We start from the raw sequence: 18,599 nt of genomic DNA on the forward strand, positions 1-18,599 counted from the left end.
GTTCTATTCTTCCGAATTCTCATTATCTTCAAAGCCGATACGAAGTTCACCGACTTTATTCCCGTCTCCACCTTTGATATTGACATTCTTATCGGCTTCCCATCCATTCCAGGCACCAAGAATCCGGGCGGCTTCTGTCTTGCCGTTAAACTCATAATTAACCACTCCTCTATTATTCTGAATCTTCTTCAACGCATTACGGGCACGCTTTGGAAGTTGGGACGGACTTCTCATCTTTGTTTTCCCGGTAACAGGGTCTACATAATGTAAATCATCGGGATCAGCGAGTACAATATCCATTAATACCTTCTCAACCGTTTTCCTCTCTACTTCAGTCTCTTTCGCCCTCTGTTGCTTAATCTCACTTATCCTTGCACTAACCTTGCTATTGGCTAACAATCTGCTAGCAGCACTCCAAATCGTTTCAGGTTTCATCTTTGACGCATCATAAGACATCCTATATGCTTCACTAGCATTACCTTCTGTATCAACGTAGTATTTACAGAATTTCTCTTGCTTGAATGTTAATGGTTTCTCTTGCTTTCCCATATCAATTGTTATTTATTCCTACGAGAAAAAGAAGCTGCTCTCTATCCTTTAAAAGCTCATAGGTGGCAAGCAGTGTGCTGCCAGTTGTTAATATGTCATCATACACTATTATTTTTTTTTCCTTTATCGGACGAAGAAGAAAGAATTCCGGGTTCAATCTATCTTTAGTTAGGCACTGGATTGCATTCTCATAGAATGGTATTTTCACCGCCCCCGCAATTTTCGTACAGATAGAGGTTGAAAAATGAAAGCCCTCGTAGTGTCTCCGTCGCGGTGTGGTGACTATACACCATCCTTCACATCCCCCTACAAGGAAGCGGTAGAGAAACTCACACGCTCTCTCTGCAAAGAATGATGCAAGTTCCTCCGACTGTTTAATTTCTGAAAAGCTGGTACCGGTTTTGGAACGGGTGAACTGGGAGATGTAATAGATATCACCCTTTTTATGAAGTGACACCTTTTCTCTCAAATCACATAACCGTTCCTGATGAGACCAGCTCTTACCTTTCACCGCTTCCGGCTTATCCCAGTCATCAATACGACATATTTTTCCCTTTCCTTTCATCAAAAATCTTCTTTACTCCGTCCTCGACAGATGTGTAAGACAAAGGTACTAAATAGATATCCCGGTTCACCGATTGCTCCAAATTGTCAAAATCTCGTTTTTTATTAATCAACTCTATTTCAATCGGTTTGTAGTATTTTACTAAAGATGCAAAATACATAGTAGTCACAGGCTGAACGTTACAGATGTTGATGAGCTGACGTTTACAGCCCACCGCATAGATAAGTCCCTCAACAATATCATCTATGTAAGTGAAGCACCGGATATTCTGACCACAGTTGTATAATGACACGTTTTCCTTTTCCATCAGGAACCAGAGAAGAGTTCTTTTTCGCGGATTAGGTCCATATACATTATGCAGCCGACACCCGGTCGCAGCCTTACAATAGATAGATGCATACTGTTCATCGAAATACTTGCTTATTCCATACATAGAAGTAGTATTCTCCGGATTAGCCGTTGACGAACTGGCATATACTAACTTCACACGATTTTGATTACAAACATCAGCTATTCGCATGAAAGTATCAATGTTATCCTTCCTGATTTGTTCCAGGTTTCCATTAAACACACTGGTTTGCGCCGCCAAATGGAACACACAATCAATCCCCCCATTCTTCAGGAGCTCACATACTTTTGTGGCTTCAGTACCAGACTTTCGATCAAGTCCTATGACTTCAACACCTCTTTTTGTCAATTCGCGGCAAAGGGCTTTTCCTATAAACCCCTCACTGCCGGTTACAATTATTTTTCTCATCATCACAAAAAATAAAGGTGTATCGAATAAACAATACACCAAAGGTTCAACAATTATATAAATTTCAGTTCTTATTATTACAATCTTTCCTTACCTTTGCAATATGAATAAAGACAGAAAAAGAGTTCTAATAATAGGTAACGGATTTGACCTTTGTTTAGGCAGAAAGACTTCATACAAGGACTTTTGCCAATCTGAATTTTGTCCCAAAGACTACCCATCCCCTTTAATCAAACATCTAAATGACAAATGGAACGATAATTTAGATGCTGTAAAATGGTATGATTTGGAGAATGAGTTATACAATTATTATATAAGAATCAAAAACAATAATGGGCAAATAATAGACCTATACAACGATAAAGAAAGGAACGTTTTAGAACAAATTCAAGCAAATGGACCAGTCACAGATTCTTATGAATGTATAAAATCTAATGTAGATATTGTTAATAATCTGTTAAAAAACGGAATATTAATCTTGCCACGCTTTTCTTGTTATATCAGTTTCTCGCATGAAGATATATTAAATCCTCCTATTGAACGAGACCAAAAAGCCTTACAACTCATAAAAAATGGATTAATACAATATCTCATAAAAGTGCAACAAGAAACTATTAACGAAAATTCTATAGCTGCAATTGTCGCAAGAGCATTTATGCAGAATAAATCAAATGATCAAATTGTCATATATTCTTTTAACTACACGAGTTTTAGTGAAGTAGCTCCTAATTCCAGTTTTGCAATGGAGTTTAATGATACAATAAACTATGTACATGGATGTATCTTAGATAGAAATATTATATTAGGAACAAAAGACGAGAAAATTATTCATAACTATGACTTCATACAGAAATCATTTGATTCTCAATATAATCCTCCTACTATGGTATATGATTTAATGGATGCTGATGATATTACAATATTTGGGCATTCATTAGGCATAAATGACAGCCAATATTTTAAAGCCTTTTTTGAAAGACAATCTTCATCCACTAATCCCCAAAAGAAGAATATTACAATATTCACTAAAGACACAAAATCGGAAATTGAGATAAAACGCTCACTACAAGAAATGACAAATTGGAATTTGACATCTTTATATGGATTGAATAATCTCCAAATAATTAAAACAGATGAATGTGTCAATAATCCAACCTTATTAAGAAAATACATCAAAATGTATGTTGACAATGAAGAAGATATTGACAGTATAATTCATATCTAACTATTATGTTACTATTATTCTGTACTATTGTTATTTACTCCATTTACTACCACAGTATACACATCGGTCATACTCTCCATAGCTAACGACTTGATTCCTTTCATTTACGACCAAATTACACAAGCAGATATCGTCCTCTGAATTGATATTGGGATACTCCCAAAATGACAATTTCCCTTTAGCCGGTATCGGCTCTGGAAATAATATAGGATTAGCTAGTACCCAGTTATAAATAGGATTTTCATAATAGCCTTTACTATCATCGGATTTCTCTGCCCATTTAGAAGGATGATTAATAGAGCATCCAATTATTTCTACACTTCCAATGATAGCAGAATTGACAATGCCCTCTGCGCATATTATTTTTCGTTGAAACTCAACAAGCAGACTATCCCATTGAGCTTTTGTAAATACACTATTAGGATTTCTCATTTCTACAGGTTTGCCACTCGCATGAATAAGAACACGTTTCCCGATATATTTCTCAGGACACTTCCATGTTCGATTCTCGATGTCTTTAATGCCATGGACAATTAGACTCGCCCATGGCTGGCGAATTGATATTACTTTCATTATTTGTGAATATTAAAATTTATATTTCTATATTTGTGAATTAAACATTTGTTATTGATTTATGCACAAAGAAATTTATCTAGCCTATTTTGATTTAATGGGTTTCAAGGAATTCATCTTAAAGAATGAACCTGATTATGTCGCATCTCGTATGCAAAATATTTATTTGGACATGGAAAGTGCTCTAACTGGAAATAATTTAGTAAAAGAACCTTCTGGATTATATAGGCCAGATGTAAAAAATGCTACACTAAACTGTATCAATATATCTGATACCATTTTATACTGGACGAATGATTTAACGTATAATTCGCTATGCCAATTGTTTTCTACTTCGTATCACTTAAATTACTCTTTGAATAACCTCAACTTCCCAGCAAGAGGATGTATTAGTAAAGGACTAGTAGACTGTATTTCTGGCAATCACAAATCTGTCAATGACACGTTCTATGCCGCTCTATGCCTGTACGGTAAAGGAGTTGTAGAAGCTCATATTAAAGCCGAAAGCCAAGACTGGGCTGGAACGGTGGTAGATACCTCAATTACATCTATATTAAATACACAACAAGAGCTGAATCTTCTAAGTAAATATTGCGTCCAATATCGCGTTCCATATAAAAAAAGTTCCCAATGCCCTACTGGAGATATTGGCTATGATGAATATGTCTTCAAGTTATCAGACAATATATCAAGTGATGATGTTTTAAATACTATAAAAGAAGATATTAATAGGGTATTTTCTAAAGACAACAAGTCAATTAATACAAATATCCAAAAGAAATTAGATAACACTCTCAAATTTGCAGATTTCTTACGAAGCAAGTACCCATAATTATATTAAAAAGCGATACTAACTTTATTGTGTCAGATAGAAATTGGGGGGGGGGTAGTAACTATCCTCTATGTAATAAAGCTAAACGTCTTCGTACAGACTCAAAGCTATCTTACAAGCGAGTGCGGATGTTACACCGCAAGAAAAACATGCTATTATCATATTTTTATGTACATTTGCAAATCATAAAACAAAGAAAATATGGAAAACCAAAGAGACTTTCATCAGGAAGCTCGTTTACGACTTCCTGACCCTCGCGAGTATTCAGAAGAAAAATGTTCACGTAAAGTATATTATAGTGAGCATGAATACGTTGAGTTTTTTTTTGAGAAAATTTACGGATTAGAACATGAAAAATCTGTAGATTGGACATGTGTAGGTTCAGTAAAAAAGAAAGATGAATAACCCATGTCATTTATCATTTTCAACTACCTTTGTTGTAGAAGGTAGTTGATTCCTTTTTATTCTGTATTAAGAGTTATTCTTCTTTCAATATGCTATCAATCAAGCCGTCTATTTCCTGATCGGATAGAAATTGCTTACCTGCATCCTTTTGCTTCTGAAGTTCAACTTTAAGTCTATTCTCTATCCTTTTCAACGCTGTACAAGTGTTCTTATCAGGATAATACCAGTCGATAGAACTACAAATAATTACTTTAATGTGATCTAATTCTAGGCTATCTGGGCAATGCTCATTGAGAAAGTCTAAATCTTCTTTGATTAGTTTCTCATACGCCTCCTTGCTTATTTTTATGCTCATTTCTATTTAAATTTAAGGGTTATTTCCACTTTGTTACTGTTGAGAAGTCACAAGGTGAATTAAATTCATTAGTCAATATATACACAGCCTTATGTTCATTTTTCAATGTATCACCATGGAATACCACACCGGACATTCCCCTGATAGCTAGATTAAATAAAAGGAAAGGTATTGTTTTGTCTGACAACTCACCACATACTATCAAATGATCGTTAGGTTTGTAATCCAAGAAGCTGATACTATTCCGGTGATTGTACCAATTTGAAATGAGCATTCCGCCTGTCCCGGCTGTTGGCTCATAAGTTACTCCAGTATCAGAACCTAATAATTTAGAGACCAAAGTTGAAAGACATTTAGGAGTAAAATCCTGCTTGTTATTCTTCCTATCAGCGTGTTCGTTTTCAAAATATTCATGGAACCAATCATAACTAACATCACATTTGAAGTAGTCCAAAAAGTCTTTGAATACCTTGATTCGTTCTTTTTCCTCTCCAAACAAAAGATTCATTATCCGTTCCGGTGCTTGATAACTATCTGTTATGTTCAACATTACATTTATGTCAGATAATATATTTTTCATGGGCTAATTTAACTTCGTCATTGGTTGATTGTGCATAAATAGTAGTTGTCTCAATGCTTTCATGACCTAGCATCTTCTGTACCTGTTCTATTGGCATTCCTCGTTTTAGGGCTGTAGTTGCCGCTGTTCTCCTAAGTCTATGTGGATGTACATTGGATATACCCGCCTTTTTCCCTAGATTCCTTAGCATGATTTCAACTGCTCCCTTGGATATCCGGGATAGTTTATTCATATCTTTTATCTGCTGGCACATTCCCTCATAATCAGATAAAAATAGGGCTTCTAAATCATCTGTTCTTGAATCAACATATTCCTGAAGAGCTATTTTACAGCGAGCAGACAAGTAAACAGTTCGGTACTTACGCCCTTTTCCAAGTACATCAATCTGCCCATTTTGCCAATCTACATCACCGAGATTCACATTTACCATTTCGGATACGCGACAGCCGGTGGAAAACAAGAATTCGATTATAGCCTTATTCCTTTTTGTCCTAGCCAAAGACCTTAATCTCTCCATATCATCCTCACTTAATGGCTTCTTCAATTTCTTCACTTGTCGCACTCCCTTGATTCTAAGCATTGGATTCCTATCAAGTACACCTTCTTCTGTGCACCAAGTAAAGAAGCTGCTCAAAGTTCTTCGAATATTATTAAGAGTATTATCACTACATTTATTAATCTTCTTATAGGCTAAATAGACACGGACATCATCGGTAACGATTTCCTTGATATGTTTTCCTACATGTAAGATAAACGCTCTTAAAATGACACGATAATAGTCTAATGAACTTTGGCATAATCCTTCCACGGCTTTGGCTATGAAGAATTTACTGATAATTTGAGAATCGGAATTATCATATACTACAACGGACGTTTCCTTTGCCATTATATCATAATTCCTTAGGCAGAAAGATACCGAATCAATTACTGTCGAAATTTCTTCATTGGGTATCTTACCGTACAAAGTATCACGTATTTTAGTTAAAACATATTCTTTCATAATGATTCCTTTTTGTATTGCTTAAATATATTTATCCAATTCCTTTTCTAGCAATTCTCCATCTATTTCAGGAAACAGTCTCAGAACTAAGTCCAAAGATTTACAATAACTGTTACTGTATTCTTCAGTATCCATTAATCGAAGTACCATAGAACAAAAGATACTTTTTGTGTCTCTTAATTCGCCTTTCATCAGCAACTTTGATAGTTCGATAATTTGACTAGCAGGATTATGAAATTTTCCGTTTATATATTGAAAAATTATTCTTCCTTCAAATTGGCATATTTCACAATCTAGTTCACAATCAATGTACTCTATTTTACTATCTATGAATTCACAATAAACACATTCACTATTAGAAGCAAATAAAATTGCAAAATCATAGATATCATCACTATTACCTACAATTATTGAAGTAGATTCAAGAGTTTCCGAAACACCATTATTACACCTTGCATCTTCAATAAGTTCCCTCACATATTCTTGAACTCTTGTGATGTTCTGCTCTATTAAATCTTTTTTACTCATAATTTCAATTCAATTAAGTTCGACTATTTTTTTGCAATATTCTCCCAAAAAGCAACGCCTTCAGGAGTACCATTAAAAGGGAATGAAATAGCTAGAAACCGATGAAAACAGCAATCAACATCTAACAAATTGTTCATCCGCTCTTCATTTGTCATTGAGAAGTCAGGACACTCAATATTAAATGTCCCATTTGCCCTTTCTGTATTATATTTCCATTGATTGAAAATACCTAGTCTTTCTAATTTTTCTATTTTTTCATTCCTCTTCATGTTGATTGACTTTTAATGCTTTACGTCTATAAAGGTAATCGTTATTGACAAGTTTAGCAAACAGAAACTTCGCCATTTTAACGCCATTTTACTCGGTCTTTTTCTTCAACAATTCAAGTATTATTCTCTCACTCTCTCTTAATCCATCAAGGTAGCCTTTTGCATGTTCACCGGCATTATACACTATAAAAGAGAGGAACAACAAAAACAGTCCGAGCGAACGATGCCAGTATGGAAGTTGGACTGTGAACGGCTTGATTGTTATAGAAAAGTGTCCTACATATAACAGGAACACAAACAAAATCACACATGAAATAATTGTTGTTTTCATATTACGTAAATAAACTAAGTTGGGTTGTAAATTCGGGTTTATAAATTCTAAACTTACGGCTAAAGAAAGTCTCAAAGGCTGTTACAATTTCAGAGATGGTATTATCAGTAATACCTAACAACTTGTCATCGGCAACTATAAGGGACAAAGCCTTGTCAAGAGTCATCCTCTTCTCAATAAACAGGGAATATACCAAATATCTATGAGTGTATTCTCCTGCCTTGAGTGACGCTACTTCTTCAGGTGTAGCCTTTCTCTTGTATAGCACTTTGTACCAATGCGTTTCAGCAGTACGAGCACGCTTTTGTCTCGGTAACAAGTCATAAAACACAGCTATTTCATTCTTCTTAATAGACTTGTGTTTTTTACGAACTCCATACATTACGTAGGGAATATCCCAATCTGGATGGGTTCTTCGATATTCAAGCTCTTTCTCCCAGTCAATAAGGTCTTGCTCAAAGTCTTGTTTCATTAACCATTCCTCGAACCAGGCAGCAAGTGCTTCTTCTCGATTATAATAATCTTTTCCATTTACACATATGGGAATCATAATAACTCTTTCTATTGCATTTCACGTTTAAATCTTTCCTCTAAATCAAAAATGGTTTCTGCACTATTACGCCGATAGGGCCTATCGGTATTTAACTGAAGTTCTTTCAACTTTTTCCAATACCATGGAAGGTACAAATACATATTCTTCAACTCCTTCAAGTTCTTATTTCCACAACACCAGCAACTCACACGATCAAGTAGCTCATATAGCCTTACTCCATCCTCATGCCAAACAAAGCCTTTTGTGTAACAATACTGGAGTGCATCTGCTTCAGTAATGCCCCAATCACGAAGTGGTAAAACCCGATTTGGTCGTTTTTCCTTTTCAAAGCGATGGGTCTCATCGGCAGCAATACCGACATAATCAATTCCGTCTTTTGTGTGAGCTTTCAACGCACGAAGTTTTTCACTCGTTCCCCACCGGCATGTTCCCCCACACCAACTATATCCTTTTTTATGGATAATATTGGTCCCTCTTTTCTTAACCGGCCTTTCAAACATTGTCCAAAGAAAAGGTTGCTCCGGATGCAGTTCTGTATATTTAATGCCAAGTTTTTTAAGAATTGGAAGAACAGCATCACGAGTGTTATAGATTGCCTGAAATTCCATACCTGTATCATAGAAAACGACTTCATCCAACTGATATCCTTTATCTATTAGCATGAAAAGCATTGCCAAGGAATCCTTTCCAAAGCTGACTGAAGCATAATATTTCATACAAAAAATTTAATAGACAAGTCACTTTTTCTTCTTTGCCCTCTGATTATTAATCTGTGACATACACATACGGCACCAGGAAGTCAACAAATGATATTCCTTACCTTTTCTCACCACTATACGATTGTAGAACCGGTTCAAGTAGAAGTAATTTCCGCAATGGGTACATCTTTTCATTTCACGTCCTGAATCATCTATAATCCGATTACGCGGCTTACGACGAATTAGAGTACAACTTTTACACTTCTCATCAGTTTCGCGGTGCCGCCGGCAATGTGATAAGGATTTTGCTCCACATTTAGCAAACACCTTACAATCTCTACGAGGTATTGATTGACACACATTCATGGCTTCCTCGCATTCAAGAATTTATTTACTACACGAGAAAGTACATCCTCATTCTCCGACATCAGCCATTCTTTTGCAACGTTCCAAGCAATACTCATAGCAGGATTGAAGTTATCCTTCCTGACAGTGTGATGAGACAAACGTCCTTCAGTGGGCTTCAAACCCTTATCATGTAAGATACACAGTCCATTCTCGAAAAAAGCACAATACTCCTTACTAGCAACGGGCTGAATCATCGGAATAGCAATATTAATAACCCCTAAGAATATACCAGCAGCCCAGTTCGTCAGCGCTAACCTGTCGGCATAACCTGCATCAATAATTCGTTCAATATCATCAGGAGTACCTAAACATGGCGTATGACATTGTTGTTTACAAACACTGCATGAGCATTGTACAGGTACACGACCTGAAGCCCTCATTACCCTTTGTAATGAGGTTTCTTTTGATAATTCTCTCATAGTAAATTATTTGAGATACTACAGATTAGTAAACATCGCCCCACAGCTTTACTGCAAGGTCATAATTTTTTTTAGCCTCTTTTACTGCTTTATTGGCATAAGCCATAGCGTATGTATGCTCGCGTCGGTACTTACCGGACTTCAATCCTTCGTGATATTCTTTTGCTTGTTCCAACTTATGTTCGTAGAAATCTATACTTTCCGGCATGGACAAGTTTATCGTATTAGCCCTTTTTTCCCAATACTTCGCAACTCTTTCATGTTCGGCAGCCTTATCGCTAAACTCAACGCTTTTCCCCATGTTATTCCAGGCATCATCTATCATTTTGCGATGTCCTCGTTCGCTATGGTGTCCAACTTTGATAGGCTCACCCAAAGAAAGGAAATCGCGATGTTTATTTGATTTCTGAAAATACTCATTACTTTTTTGTACTGCCGATGACGCCCATTCATGCCTGCGTTCCGCTCTTTGCTTAGCCCATTCTTGAACATTAAAGCCGTCAGCTCTAACGATGGAGTAATAGTAAAACCCATCTTTCTCGAAGATTAGGTTAAATACTATACTTTCGTTCTCCTTACCATACTTGGTGGTAACCTCAATAGTTTCACCTTTTTCGTGCTTCTCATCACACTTTGCCAAAAATACATTTGGCGCAAATTTGTAATACGTGTTCATTTTTTTAATTAAATTGGTTTGACTTATATGAAAAATGATGAAACCACAGCTACTTAGCCGTGGTTTCATCATTAAATAACTTTGGTTGACTGGGTTGAACCAAATCATCGAATAAACCAGGAACACGAGGTTGTAACGCCTTGTATTCTTCCTGAAAGAATTCTTCTTTGGTTCTCCCATGTTTTTTACCCTTTCGTGTATGTACATCGAAAGTGTAATCTGGAATAGGAATAGGGTAACGCCTGACATCATTTATCCACTTTTCTATATCAATATCCTTTCTATCATAGATGAAGTTTTGCAAATGATCCGCATCACGATTCTTTCTACATTCACAAAGGAGAATAACAGCTTTACTGACAAATATCCTCCCTTTGGGTTCAGTAGCAGTCTTGTTTACCAGCTCATGCCCCTGCCACAATGCTTCTATCTCTTTAGTAATGATTCCATAGCAATCTTCAGCACTAATGGTAAACAGACGCTTCCACACATAGTCGCGGTACCCACTCGCCCAAAGTTCCAATGCAAAAAAGCCGGCTACCCCGGTGTCGGCTCGCCTAATGGCTTTCTGCATTGCAGAACTCACCTCAAAGAAATCATATCCGCAAACTGTTCTTATAATCATAATTCTAATTTAATGGTTTGACTTTTAGTTTATTACATCAGTAAAATTAGCTAAAAAAGGCGAATATGACAAACAGAATGGACGCCATTTAAACGCCTTTTTTACAGACTATTAGAATTTGAATTTGCATGATATATTATATTGAACGAGCTGCTTTGTTTTGTCTTTCCCATTAGTGGTTGCACTCTTTAGCAAAATACTATCACCAAAATTCTTTTTGATAAAGAGGATAGATTTACGTTCCTCTTCCTGATTCCTTATAGAAGCAAGCCCACCAGCGTTTACAAAAGTGTTCTTTTGCTCAAAATTATACCGCAAATCGGTTAAAACCTTACGTTCTTTGTACTTCATGTAACAAGAAATCCAAAAATCTTCCTTCAAACGTATTTCCTCATTCCACCAAGTGTTTTTGTTATAGATTACTCCATAACTGCAACCGGTTATCATTTTCGAAAGAGAAAGAAAAGCGGATTCATCATACATTACCGGCGATATCCGAGCGGTGAAGCCAAACAGATGTACATCCATCATACTGGCCATCTCAAATAATGACTGAATGATATTGGTTATCTTATCTTTATCCTTTATCCGGCTAGGTTCTCCTTTTTCCACATAAATAGGTTTGCAGGCATGGACATCATCATCAAGCATGAAAAGTTCTCCAAAATGCTTTGCCATCCAGTTACGTTTCGGGATGAGGCCCATAACGTCGTCAGGATGAGTAACAATTTCACATTCCGGATTAAATTGTTGATATAAGTCAGCTTGACTTTCAGCAACGCAAATGATAGGATCGTTCACCAACTTTTTAGCGAACACCCGGTCATGGCGTTTATGACTTGGTATTACTATCTTGCAGGGCATGGCGAACGTCTTTTATATCAATTACATTGGATTTACTTATTTTCCCGGTTTTGTACGACTTCATGTGCTGCATGTCCAGCCTTTCACGAAGCCAGTTGCTATCTACCTCATTACTTGAGGTGATGATAAACAACTCATGTTTTTCGTCATACTTTGGAATGAGAGGATAAATGGCTGTATCATCCGTGATGGCATCGAAGCGCTCTTTAAATTCATCCTCTTTCTTCTCCGGGGCAAATTCGATGCCCCAATCTTGGAGTTCCGCCTTATTCCACTCGTTTTCCATAACGTCCAAATCATTCTCACCAAAATTGACATTATCTTTAGTGGCATATTCCCTCAACTTCTTAACGGGGGTATCAGGTGCCAGAATTTTACAAGGCAGTTCTTTATAACCTAACTCCTTGCAAGCTCGCAAACGTAAATTACCACAAACAACAATATATCTGCCATCATTGTAGGGAAAAACTATAAGTTCTCGAAGCTCAAGCATCTCTGGCGAATCCTGAATGCTTTTCTTCATCGCTTCAAAGCGGTAATCACGAAAAAAACGTGGATTTTTCGGCAATCCCGTGAGCTGCCCCTTATTAAAATCAAGTAGGCAGACTTGAATAATCTCTGTCATAACTAACTATATTAAAATCAACAACACAAAATCAACAACACAAACAGTCAGTAACAACACCTAATCATTTTTTCTATCATCGAACTCTATCTTATCTTTGATAAGCTGTTCAATGTCCTCACAACCAAATCTTTTTAAATAGGCAACAAGGTAAATTATCATCTCGGCTGCCAATTCTTCATCTTCCGAATATTTAGGAAGATTATCACTCCTATATTTAGAAGCAATATCGAATTTTCTCCAAACGGCTTCAATTCTTATGCTAAACGCTTTTCTTGAGCTATGCTCATTCATCTTAAAGCGCTTCCTCATGATATTCAAGCATCTCTGGGCAAACCTATTCAATGTTATCATATCGATCGGGTTAAATTGTTAGACTATGAATAATCTCACACGATTCTATTAGGTTGGTCTCTGATGCGAAACCAATGAACATATTCCTTATCTATCAGCATACTATTATTTATTTTGAGGGGTCTGTTGTATCTAAATATTTCCTGTACTCTAATTCTGTCTTAGCAAGATTGATTACGGTATTAACCCCTTGGAAAACTTGTTTTGCTTGGCTCACTTTACTAGGATCTTCTTTCACATCCTTAATTTGTTGAAGAACCAAATTCCTCAAATCTTGTAAAATGGTAGGGTTCACTGTAGACACCTTATTCAACCGTTCATTAGCCAACACGACAACTGTGTTTGTTATTGGCCGAAAACGATTCAATTTGGAAGCCAAATCAAACATACTAAATACCAATACTTTGCCATTATTCAAGTATATCTCAACTTCGGTACCATCATCACCGGTACCGTCACAGTAATTGAGAATTACAACTTCTTCATTCTGATAAAGGAATGGTTTATTAACCATTTCTTTCAATCTATCTATTGCTCCATCAGTCATGATTCATTCTTTTTTGTTGCTTTATTAATTTGTCTATTCAAAGCTCCTTTTAGCTTGATTAGGTACTGAACATCTTCCGGATATCGGGCATACAAAGAATTCTCTTTTTTTAATTGTTCAGAACGACTAATCATGTAAAGGTTCTCAATGGAAACGTTTTGCCTGTTGCCATCTTTAAACTGAATATTATAACCAGGGGGGATTTCTCCATTATGCTCAATCCATACAAGCCGATGTTTAAGTTCAAAGACATTCGGTTCGGCAGTTTTCACTTCAATGTAACCGTCACGAGTTATGCGTTCATAACCGACTGGTTTATGATTTTTGGGGATATGTCCTTTCTTAAATCGAGTAGCTTTCGTTTTTGCTAATTGTTCCTCTGACATATATTCCGTTTGCTTACGTCCCTTGTTCATCGGTTGGTGGCCTTTGGGAAAGAAGCTTTTAGAAGCGCATTGAAATTTAAATTCTTTAGATTTAAAGAGCCGTAATTTAAATGCAACTCCATTTACAGCAGAATAAGTGGTACCTAATATCTGTGCTATTTCCTCATTAGTATGATTGGGATACAACTTTTTCAATTTATCAAGTCTCTCACTATTCCAAAACGAGATTCTCGGAGAGCGCCTAAGTTTTCGAATCAAGGCCTTTGTTTTAACAGCACTAAGTGTTTTATCAAGACGCCTAGCAAGTTCTTTTAAATCAGCAGTCGGGTACTCACTGTCAAGTATAGCAAGTTGTTCGCCAGTCCACGTTTTCATAAGTGCGTCAATAAAGAGAGGAAACCACTAGGCTTCCTCTGTGTTATCGTTATTTAGCTCTTTCAGTCTTTCTTTGAGCTTCTTTTCTTTCTTATCATATGAATCCGCAAGTTTCTTAGAGAGCGCTTTGAAATCATCCGGATATTGTTCTGCAAAAAGGATTTTCTGACACTTTTGTAAATAGGAGTAGAAATTCACATTATTCGATGATAAGCATTCAACAATAAAGGCTCTATACCATTGGTGTCGGTCAGCTTGGTTGTTCTTGACATAATTTACAAAATCACTCTCACCATTCCATTTTTTCAAATTCAGTTTTTCAAGATAAGTACTGCTACAACCGCTAAGAACCAGCACATCAAAAACAAGTTGTTCATTATCAGAGAATTCTTTTGTTCTCTGATAATATGTTTTCTCTTGCGCCCACTTGCGCATTTCTTCAGCAGACTTCTCCTTGACTATATCCTTCGCTCTTTTTAATTGGGCGTTTATTTTTTCCCTTTCTATCTCTTTTAGATCGGCAACGGCGGAAGTAGAGGAAGCCGTTTCTTTTCTAACATAATAGAAACTAACGTTAAATTCGGGAGAATAATGTCCAAAAAATGAAAGACAACGATAAACTTCTCCATCTTCAAGCATTTTCAAAGTGCGTTCATCATCTTCTGAATACCAGCACTTACATCTAAAGATTTCATCAGGATCAACTATTTCAAATCCAAGTTGTTTAACAGCTTCCAAAGTTTTTTCATAGAAAACCTTTCTATCTTCTCCCCAATATGTATCGGGACGTCTAGCGATAATTACTGTTTTTCCAAATGAAAGAGGTTCGCCAACTTTAACAAGATGTTCATATTCTAGTTGAATTTTCCGCGTCACATAAGCAATCTGTTTTTTCTCATAGCAAGCAGCATTGATACATCTAGCATCCTTACTATTCATTTCATAGAACAAACAACCATGATTACACGTATTATTCTCACATTGAGAACATGATTTAATATCAGTATTTTCCCAATTATCGGAATCATCTTTAATCCAAGGTGCGTTACCAAGCTCCATGAAAGAATTACTCACAAATTCTCGAATCATAGCAGTAGTACATTGTTCTTCCTCCTCCTCATGAAACTCTTTTTGAGTATCTTCATCCAATTTAGAAAGAATCATAGCACCGGACAATGGTATATCTCCATTTCTTACCCGCTCTTTTAGTTCAGGAATAAGAGAATTCAATTTAATACGGTCAAAAACAAACCGGGTAGACTTTCCTATTTTAAGAGCAATATCTTCCAAAGTTCGTCCTTTTTCAGCCAACTGCGCAAAGGCAAAAGCTTCTTCGATGGGATCAACATCTTTTCTTTGAAGATTCTCGGTAATCATCGCTTCAAAAGCCTCATCATCTGTCATTTCTCTGACAATGCAGGATATTGTCTGAAATTTTTCCGACTTTTTTCGATGGGCTTTGATTTTTGCAACATTCGCTTCATCTTCCTTTGCTTTCAAAAGTGACACAGCCCGAAAACGACGCTCACCGCAAACAATTTCATACGAACAGGGAATTGTCGTAACACCGCCAGTCTCTAAGTCAGTAAAATCTTCGGATTTGGCTACCCTGACGGTGATAGGCTGCAATAAGCCTTGCTTTTCAATGTTGCTTGCGAGCTCTTCAAGAGCTGCTTCATCAAAAGTCTTTCTCGGATTTAAAGGAGAAGGACTAATAAGGTCAATTCTAATGTTTTGTACTTCCATAATTTAATTATATTGGTTTGACTTTTAATTCATTACATCAGTAAAGTTATCGTAAAATGACAAGTTATGCAAACAGAAACTTCGCCATTTTAACGCCATTTTCATGTGGGCTTATTACGTATTTGAATAAATCCTCTTCTTTCAGTTTCCCGAAGAAGTTCCATATCTTCTTCTCGTATTTCAGCAGGCGTTTCACCGTTCACACTTCGATACGTTCCAATACCGAAACGCTCTCTGATACGAGCAATTTTATCCGAATCTTTAGTAACCCAGTAAATTGTAACTTTCATAGTAGCTATATTCTACGACTCTCGCCACACAGGGGGAGAACATTAAACGTTTTAAAACGATCCACTAATCTTGGCCCAAAACGTTTCTTAAATTCGGCTATGCCAAGATTCGATGTTATATGATACTTCTTGCCGTATTGCTGAAAAATCTCATACCGGGCATAAAGAAATTCATCAATAACTGAATCGAGACTGGTACCATACGATTTTTGATTTTCCGTTTCCAGACCGATATCATTCAAGCAGATATTAAAGGGATTTGGTTTAAATCCTTTGGATTGATTCTCATTGTAAGTGTACAAGTCAATATGCCCGTGAATTTTATAATAATTCATCATTTGAGTAACAGACAAGTTTTCAAAAGCATTGGGGTTACAAGTGAGTTTCAAATAATCTGCAAAAATCTGCATCAACATTGTTTTTCCGGTACCAGGTTCACCAACAAGCAAAAGATTCTTATGAACCTTATAATTCTCTACCGGAAACACATTTTGAGCATACCGACATCCGTTGAAATAGTACAGAAGAAACTGAATTAGTTTAGAGTTGTTATCATCAACATCAAATTTTCTAAACTCCCGTTCCGTATAATCCGTACCAAGGTTAGAAATTAAATTCCAATGACTGTAATACTCTTGCGTATCAGTTAAGTCATATTCAGAAACGTTCTGAATACTTTCTTTGTGCCTTTGTATCAGATTCTCTATCTGTTGGAGCGTCAGCTTGCGCTTGCCGGCTTCCTTCTCCATCAAATTTTGAAGTTTGCTTGATAAATTCTTTTCCTCTTCCGTCATGGTCTAATTCATTTTTTCGATTTTCACGAATACGATCCAGTATCCAAAGGTTTGCTTTGGAATCCCACCGCTCTATTTTCACTCCATTGGCATTCTTCCACCCTATCGAGTCAAAGTGATTGAAGAATATTTCTGCTTGCTCTTGCCAGTCATCTAACCGTTCCGGAGCATTTTGCTTGATGAAGTGTTGAATAACCTCATCAAGCGTAGGAGCTTTAAATTCTTTTGGGACTCTTTTAGGTTTCTCCGGTTTAAAGGGTGGGAAAAGCTCGCCAGAGCTACTTTCTTTCTTACCCCCTTTAGGGGGTTCTTTCTTTGTCTCTGTCTTATATTCTTCTTTAGGGGGTATGGGGGAGCTTTCTTGAAAAGGTGTCCCTAAAGGGTACCCTAAAGGTGTCCCTAAAGGATACCGTAAAGGTGGTATATTTTGCATACCTTTTTGTACACCTTTGATAGAATACGTTGATTTATTGCCTCTTCCATTGCCTTGTTTACATTCAATAAGACCTGCTTGAACTAATCTATTTCGGGCGGACTTGAATACTTTTACAGACACTCCCACGTCAGAAGACACCTTTGTATCACTACGTGTCCAGTTATCCTCCCAGCCTAAACGATTCGCAATTTTTAGTAAGTAAAAATAAAGCCTCGTTTCACAGCAGGAAAATTGCCAGCTTTCGTCAAGTTCCCAAAACCTATTGATAAGTTCAATATAAGTCATATCAATTTATAATAATTCCGTAAGACATTGTTTATATAAGGTTGAGGGTCAGCTTTCAGATAATAGCAAACGCTATTAATGAACTCAATCAACCCATGACAAACGACATATACACTGCCATATTTCTCAACTAATGCCTGCCATTCTTTTTGCTCATCAGACTGCGTTCCGGCACGTTTACCTTTTACATGTGGAGTTTTCATCTCTATGCAAAGACTGCTCTTACCACCGCGAGGAAAAAGCAGAATCAAGTCAGCAACACCAGCGATGGCACCTTCATATTTACGCATAGCACCGCTTTTCTTTGTCCTGACGCCGCCGTTTGGTATAGCAAAGAGTAGAGGGCCGACATTGGGAAACGTTTCTCTGAACCAAGTTACACAAATGTGTTGTATCTTGGTTTCAGAATATTTCACCTCCAATTTACGAATATCTTCTTCAGTCATTTTTCTGCTTGTTTTTTGAAATCGTAGCACATTCATTTAGAAGGTCAACGATTTGTTTACACCTGTTCCTGCAACCGACAAAGGATATTATGGTTTCCCATTC

The 18,599-nt window shown here is 36.7% G+C and carries 29 protein-coding genes; 3 read left to right on the top strand and 26 right to left on the bottom strand.

All coding sequences use genetic code 11. The features are described 5' to 3' along the window. Positions 1 to 3 precede the first annotated feature (3 nt). The 3 genes from BSCG_RS14975 to BSCG_RS14965 are packed head-to-tail and all read right to left on the bottom strand — an operon-like array spanning position 4 to position 1,874. Positions 4 to 549, bottom strand: coding sequence for a terminase small subunit (locus BSCG_RS14975; RefSeq protein ID WP_004311550.1), 546 nt, complete (start codon positions 547 to 549; stop codon positions 4 to 6). A 1-nt stretch (position 550) separates the two neighbouring features. After that, positions 551 to 1,114 (bottom strand): phosphoribosyltransferase, encoded by a 564-nt coding sequence (locus tag BSCG_RS14970; protein ID WP_008775919.1) that lies wholly within the window; start codon positions 1,112 to 1,114, stop codon positions 551 to 553. Then, complete coding sequence (locus BSCG_RS14965) at positions 1,083 to 1,874, bottom strand: NAD-dependent epimerase/dehydratase family protein (RefSeq protein ID WP_032849509.1); 792 nt, start codon at positions 1,872 to 1,874, stop codon at positions 1,083 to 1,085. Before BSCG_RS14965 ends, BSCG_RS14970 begins: the two co-directional genes overlap by 32 nt. 100 nt (positions 1,875 to 1,974) lie before the next feature. Between BSCG_RS14965 and BSCG_RS14960 the strand changes: the two genes are divergently transcribed. Beyond that, positions 1,975 to 3,096: an AbiH family protein gene (locus BSCG_RS14960; RefSeq protein WP_008775921.1), complete on the top strand. Its 1,122-nt coding sequence runs from the start codon at positions 1,975 to 1,977 to the stop codon at positions 3,094 to 3,096. Positions 3,097 to 3,126: 30 nt separating this feature from the next. Here BSCG_RS14960 and BSCG_RS14955 read toward each other — a convergent pair whose 3' ends face one another. Then, entirely contained in the window at positions 3,127 to 3,669 is a 543-nt protein-coding gene (locus BSCG_RS14955) for an ASCH domain-containing protein (RefSeq protein WP_008775922.1), read from the bottom strand. A 61-nt stretch (positions 3,670 to 3,730) separates the two neighbouring features. Here BSCG_RS14955 and BSCG_RS14950 point away from each other — a divergent pair, with 61 nt between their 5' ends. Together BSCG_RS14950 and BSCG_RS14945 are read left to right on the top strand one after the other, a co-directional pair. Beyond that, on the top strand, positions 3,731 to 4,501 hold the full coding sequence (locus BSCG_RS14950) for a hypothetical protein (RefSeq protein WP_008775923.1): 771 nt from the start codon (positions 3,731 to 3,733) through the stop codon (positions 4,499 to 4,501). Between the two features lie 201 nt (positions 4,502 to 4,702). After that, positions 4,703 to 4,906 (top strand): hypothetical protein, encoded by a 204-nt coding sequence (locus BSCG_RS14945; RefSeq protein WP_008775924.1) that lies wholly within the window; start codon positions 4,703 to 4,705, stop codon positions 4,904 to 4,906. Between the two features lie 73 nt (positions 4,907 to 4,979). Here BSCG_RS14945 and BSCG_RS14940 read toward each other — a convergent pair whose 3' ends face one another. From BSCG_RS14940 to BSCG_RS14850, 22 genes are all read right to left on the bottom strand, one after another. Then, positions 4,980 to 5,261 (bottom strand): hypothetical protein, encoded by a 282-nt coding sequence (locus tag BSCG_RS14940; protein ID WP_008775925.1) that lies wholly within the window; start codon positions 5,259 to 5,261, stop codon positions 4,980 to 4,982. Positions 5,262 to 5,280: 19 nt separating this feature from the next. Next, complete coding sequence (locus tag BSCG_RS14935; protein WP_175285322.1) at positions 5,281 to 5,811, bottom strand: N-6 DNA methylase; 531 nt, start codon at positions 5,809 to 5,811, stop codon at positions 5,281 to 5,283. Positions 5,812 to 5,821: 10 nt separating this feature from the next. After that, positions 5,822 to 6,841: a tyrosine-type recombinase/integrase gene (locus BSCG_RS14930; protein WP_032849494.1), complete on the bottom strand. Its 1,020-nt coding sequence runs from the start codon at positions 6,839 to 6,841 to the stop codon at positions 5,822 to 5,824. Positions 6,842 to 6,862: 21 nt separating this feature from the next. After that, complete coding sequence (locus BSCG_RS28305; RefSeq protein ID WP_050428043.1) at positions 6,863 to 7,369, bottom strand: hypothetical protein; 507 nt, start codon at positions 7,367 to 7,369, stop codon at positions 6,863 to 6,865. Between the two features lie 23 nt (positions 7,370 to 7,392). Continuing rightward, positions 7,393 to 7,638: a hypothetical protein gene (locus tag BSCG_RS14925; protein ID WP_008775929.1), complete on the bottom strand. Its 246-nt coding sequence runs from the start codon at positions 7,636 to 7,638 to the stop codon at positions 7,393 to 7,395. Between the two features lie 88 nt (positions 7,639 to 7,726). Continuing rightward, the gene (locus BSCG_RS0127475) at positions 7,727 to 7,969 is read right to left on the bottom strand and encodes a hypothetical protein (RefSeq protein ID WP_032849495.1); all 243 of its coding nucleotides are present in this window, start codon (positions 7,967 to 7,969) and stop codon (positions 7,727 to 7,729) included. Between the two features lies 1 nt (position 7,970). After that, positions 7,971 to 8,519 (bottom strand): hypothetical protein, encoded by a 549-nt coding sequence (locus BSCG_RS14920; protein WP_008775930.1) that lies wholly within the window; start codon positions 8,517 to 8,519, stop codon positions 7,971 to 7,973. A gap of 11 nt (positions 8,520 to 8,530) precedes the next feature. Further along, entirely contained in the window at positions 8,531 to 9,238 is a 708-nt protein-coding gene (locus tag BSCG_RS14915; RefSeq protein ID WP_008775931.1) for a phosphoadenosine phosphosulfate reductase family protein, read from the bottom strand. A 21-nt stretch (positions 9,239 to 9,259) separates the two neighbouring features. Continuing rightward, positions 9,260 to 9,586 carry a hypothetical protein gene (locus tag BSCG_RS30885; protein ID WP_008775932.1) on the bottom strand — a complete coding sequence of 109 codons (327 nt, stop codon included), beginning with the start codon at positions 9,584 to 9,586 and terminating at the stop codon, positions 9,260 to 9,262. After that, entirely contained in the window at positions 9,583 to 10,047 is a 465-nt protein-coding gene (locus tag BSCG_RS14910) for a hypothetical protein (RefSeq protein ID WP_008775933.1), read from the bottom strand. The genes BSCG_RS30885 and BSCG_RS14910 overlap by 4 nt, the downstream gene beginning before the upstream one ends. Before the next feature lie 25 nt (positions 10,048 to 10,072). Further along, complete coding sequence (locus BSCG_RS14905) at positions 10,073 to 10,723, bottom strand: DUF3560 domain-containing protein (protein ID WP_008775934.1); 651 nt, start codon at positions 10,721 to 10,723, stop codon at positions 10,073 to 10,075. 49 nt (positions 10,724 to 10,772) lie between these two features. Continuing rightward, positions 10,773 to 11,348 (bottom strand): hypothetical protein, encoded by a 576-nt coding sequence (locus BSCG_RS14900; protein ID WP_004300222.1) that lies wholly within the window; start codon positions 11,346 to 11,348, stop codon positions 10,773 to 10,775. A 111-nt stretch (positions 11,349 to 11,459) separates the two neighbouring features. After that, positions 11,460 to 12,212, bottom strand: coding sequence for a hypothetical protein (locus BSCG_RS14895; RefSeq protein WP_004300221.1), 753 nt, complete (start codon positions 12,210 to 12,212; stop codon positions 11,460 to 11,462). Next, positions 12,181 to 12,837: a ParB N-terminal domain-containing protein gene (locus BSCG_RS14890; RefSeq protein WP_004311535.1), complete on the bottom strand. Its 657-nt coding sequence runs from the start codon at positions 12,835 to 12,837 to the stop codon at positions 12,181 to 12,183. Before BSCG_RS14890 ends, BSCG_RS14895 begins: the two co-directional genes overlap by 32 nt. 60 nt (positions 12,838 to 12,897) lie before the next feature. Next, the gene (locus tag BSCG_RS14885) at positions 12,898 to 13,191 is read right to left on the bottom strand and encodes a hypothetical protein (protein ID WP_004318818.1); all 294 of its coding nucleotides are present in this window, start codon (positions 13,189 to 13,191) and stop codon (positions 12,898 to 12,900) included. Positions 13,192 to 13,300: 109 nt separating this feature from the next. Next, complete coding sequence (locus BSCG_RS14880; protein WP_004300218.1) at positions 13,301 to 13,738, bottom strand: hypothetical protein; 438 nt, start codon at positions 13,736 to 13,738, stop codon at positions 13,301 to 13,303. Continuing rightward, a complete protein-coding gene (locus BSCG_RS14875) occupies positions 13,735 to 14,499 on the bottom strand; it encodes an HNH endonuclease signature motif containing protein (RefSeq protein WP_008775935.1) in 765 nt (254 codons plus the stop codon). The genes BSCG_RS14880 and BSCG_RS14875 overlap by 4 nt, the downstream gene beginning before the upstream one ends. Positions 14,500 to 14,526: 27 nt before the next feature. Beyond that, positions 14,527 to 16,245, bottom strand: coding sequence for a ParB/RepB/Spo0J family partition protein (locus tag BSCG_RS14870; RefSeq protein ID WP_008775936.1), 1,719 nt, complete (start codon positions 16,243 to 16,245; stop codon positions 14,527 to 14,529). 101 nt (positions 16,246 to 16,346) lie between these two features. Next, positions 16,347 to 16,535: a hypothetical protein gene (locus BSCG_RS14865; protein ID WP_008775937.1), complete on the bottom strand. Its 189-nt coding sequence runs from the start codon at positions 16,533 to 16,535 to the stop codon at positions 16,347 to 16,349. 5 nt (positions 16,536 to 16,540) lie between these two features. Further along, the gene (locus BSCG_RS14860; protein WP_032849496.1) at positions 16,541 to 17,284 is read right to left on the bottom strand and encodes an AAA family ATPase; all 744 of its coding nucleotides are present in this window, start codon (positions 17,282 to 17,284) and stop codon (positions 16,541 to 16,543) included. Further along, positions 17,193 to 18,050: a hypothetical protein gene (locus BSCG_RS14855; protein WP_008775939.1), complete on the bottom strand. Its 858-nt coding sequence runs from the start codon at positions 18,048 to 18,050 to the stop codon at positions 17,193 to 17,195. The genes BSCG_RS14860 and BSCG_RS14855 overlap by 92 nt, the downstream gene beginning before the upstream one ends. Next, positions 18,047 to 18,496, bottom strand: a complete 450-nt coding sequence (locus tag BSCG_RS14850; RefSeq protein WP_008775940.1) for a VRR-NUC domain-containing protein — start codon at positions 18,494 to 18,496, stop codon at positions 18,047 to 18,049. The genes BSCG_RS14855 and BSCG_RS14850 overlap by 4 nt, the downstream gene beginning before the upstream one ends. Positions 18,497 to 18,599: the final 103 nt, after the last annotated feature.

Source organism: Bacteroides sp. 2_2_4, assembly GCF_000157055.1.
GTDB lineage: Bacteria > Bacteroidota > Bacteroidia > Bacteroidales > Bacteroidaceae > Bacteroides > Bacteroides ovatus.

Bases quoted from the DNA above. Each gene is read 5' to 3' on its own strand.
- BSCG_RS14945 (WP_008775924.1), top strand. From the start codon at position 4,703: ATGGAAAACCAAAGAGACTTTCATCAGGAAGCTCGTTTACGACTTCCT.
- BSCG_RS14970 (WP_008775919.1), bottom strand. From the start codon at position 1,114: ATGAAAGGAAAGGGAAAAATATGTCGTATTGATGACTGGGATAAGCCG.
- BSCG_RS14930 (WP_032849494.1), bottom strand. From the start codon at position 6,841: ATGAAAGAATATGTTTTAACTAAAATACGTGATACTTTGTACGGTAAG.
- BSCG_RS14865 (WP_008775937.1), bottom strand. From the start codon at position 16,535: ATGAAAGTTACAATTTACTGGGTTACTAAAGATTCGGATAAAATTGCT.
- BSCG_RS14910 (WP_008775933.1), bottom strand. From the start codon at position 10,047: ATGAGAGAATTATCAAAAGAAACCTCATTACAAAGGGTAATGAGGGCT.
- BSCG_RS28305 (WP_050428043.1), bottom strand. From the start codon at position 7,369: ATGAGTAAAAAAGATTTAATAGAGCAGAACATCACAAGAGTTCAAGAA.
- BSCG_RS14890 (WP_004311535.1), bottom strand. From the start codon at position 12,837: ATGACAGAGATTATTCAAGTCTGCCTACTTGATTTTAATAAGGGGCAG.
- BSCG_RS14975 (WP_004311550.1), bottom strand. From the start codon at position 549: ATGGGAAAGCAAGAGAAACCATTAACATTCAAGCAAGAGAAATTCTGT.
- BSCG_RS14900 (WP_004300222.1), bottom strand. From the start codon at position 11,348: ATGATTATAAGAACAGTTTGCGGATATGATTTCTTTGAGGTGAGTTCT.
- BSCG_RS14870 (WP_008775936.1), bottom strand. From the start codon at position 16,245: ATGGAAGTACAAAACATTAGAATTGACCTTATTAGTCCTTCTCCTTTA.
- BSCG_RS14940 (WP_008775925.1), bottom strand. From the start codon at position 5,261: ATGAGCATAAAAATAAGCAAGGAGGCGTATGAGAAACTAATCAAAGAA.
- BSCG_RS14880 (WP_004300218.1), bottom strand. From the start codon at position 13,738: ATGACTGATGGAGCAATAGATAGATTGAAAGAAATGGTTAATAAACCA.
- BSCG_RS14860 (WP_032849496.1), bottom strand. From the start codon at position 17,284: ATGGAGAAGGAAGCCGGCAAGCGCAAGCTGACGCTCCAACAGATAGAG.
- BSCG_RS14885 (WP_004318818.1), bottom strand. From the start codon at position 13,191: ATGATAACATTGAATAGGTTTGCCCAGAGATGCTTGAATATCATGAGG.
- BSCG_RS14950 (WP_008775923.1), top strand. From the start codon at position 3,731: ATGCACAAAGAAATTTATCTAGCCTATTTTGATTTAATGGGTTTCAAG.
- BSCG_RS0127475 (WP_032849495.1), bottom strand. From the start codon at position 7,969: ATGAAAACAACAATTATTTCATGTGTGATTTTGTTTGTGTTCCTGTTA.
- BSCG_RS14855 (WP_008775939.1), bottom strand. From the start codon at position 18,050: ATGACTTATATTGAACTTATCAATAGGTTTTGGGAACTTGACGAAAGC.
- BSCG_RS14960 (WP_008775921.1), top strand. From the start codon at position 1,975: ATGAATAAAGACAGAAAAAGAGTTCTAATAATAGGTAACGGATTTGAC.
- BSCG_RS14915 (WP_008775931.1), bottom strand. From the start codon at position 9,238: ATGAAATATTATGCTTCAGTCAGCTTTGGAAAGGATTCCTTGGCAATG.
- BSCG_RS14850 (WP_008775940.1), bottom strand. From the start codon at position 18,496: ATGACTGAAGAAGATATTCGTAAATTGGAGGTGAAATATTCTGAAACC.
- BSCG_RS14875 (WP_008775935.1), bottom strand. From the start codon at position 14,499: ATGAAAACGTGGACTGGCGAACAACTTGCTATACTTGACAGTGAGTAC.
- BSCG_RS14905 (WP_008775934.1), bottom strand. From the start codon at position 10,723: ATGAACACGTATTACAAATTTGCGCCAAATGTATTTTTGGCAAAGTGT.
- BSCG_RS14920 (WP_008775930.1), bottom strand. From the start codon at position 8,519: ATGATTCCCATATGTGTAAATGGAAAAGATTATTATAATCGAGAAGAA.
- BSCG_RS14935 (WP_175285322.1), bottom strand. From the start codon at position 5,811: ATGTTGAACATAACAGATAGTTATCAAGCACCGGAACGGATAATGAAT.
- BSCG_RS30885 (WP_008775932.1), bottom strand. From the start codon at position 9,586: ATGAATGTGTGTCAATCAATACCTCGTAGAGATTGTAAGGTGTTTGCT.
- BSCG_RS14965 (WP_032849509.1), bottom strand. From the start codon at position 1,874: ATGATGAGAAAAATAATTGTAACCGGCAGTGAGGGGTTTATAGGAAAA.
- BSCG_RS14955 (WP_008775922.1), bottom strand. From the start codon at position 3,669: ATGAAAGTAATATCAATTCGCCAGCCATGGGCGAGTCTAATTGTCCAT.
- BSCG_RS14895 (WP_004300221.1), bottom strand. From the start codon at position 12,212: ATGCCCTGCAAGATAGTAATACCAAGTCATAAACGCCATGACCGGGTG.
- BSCG_RS14925 (WP_008775929.1), bottom strand. From the start codon at position 7,638: ATGAAGAGGAATGAAAAAATAGAAAAATTAGAAAGACTAGGTATTTTC.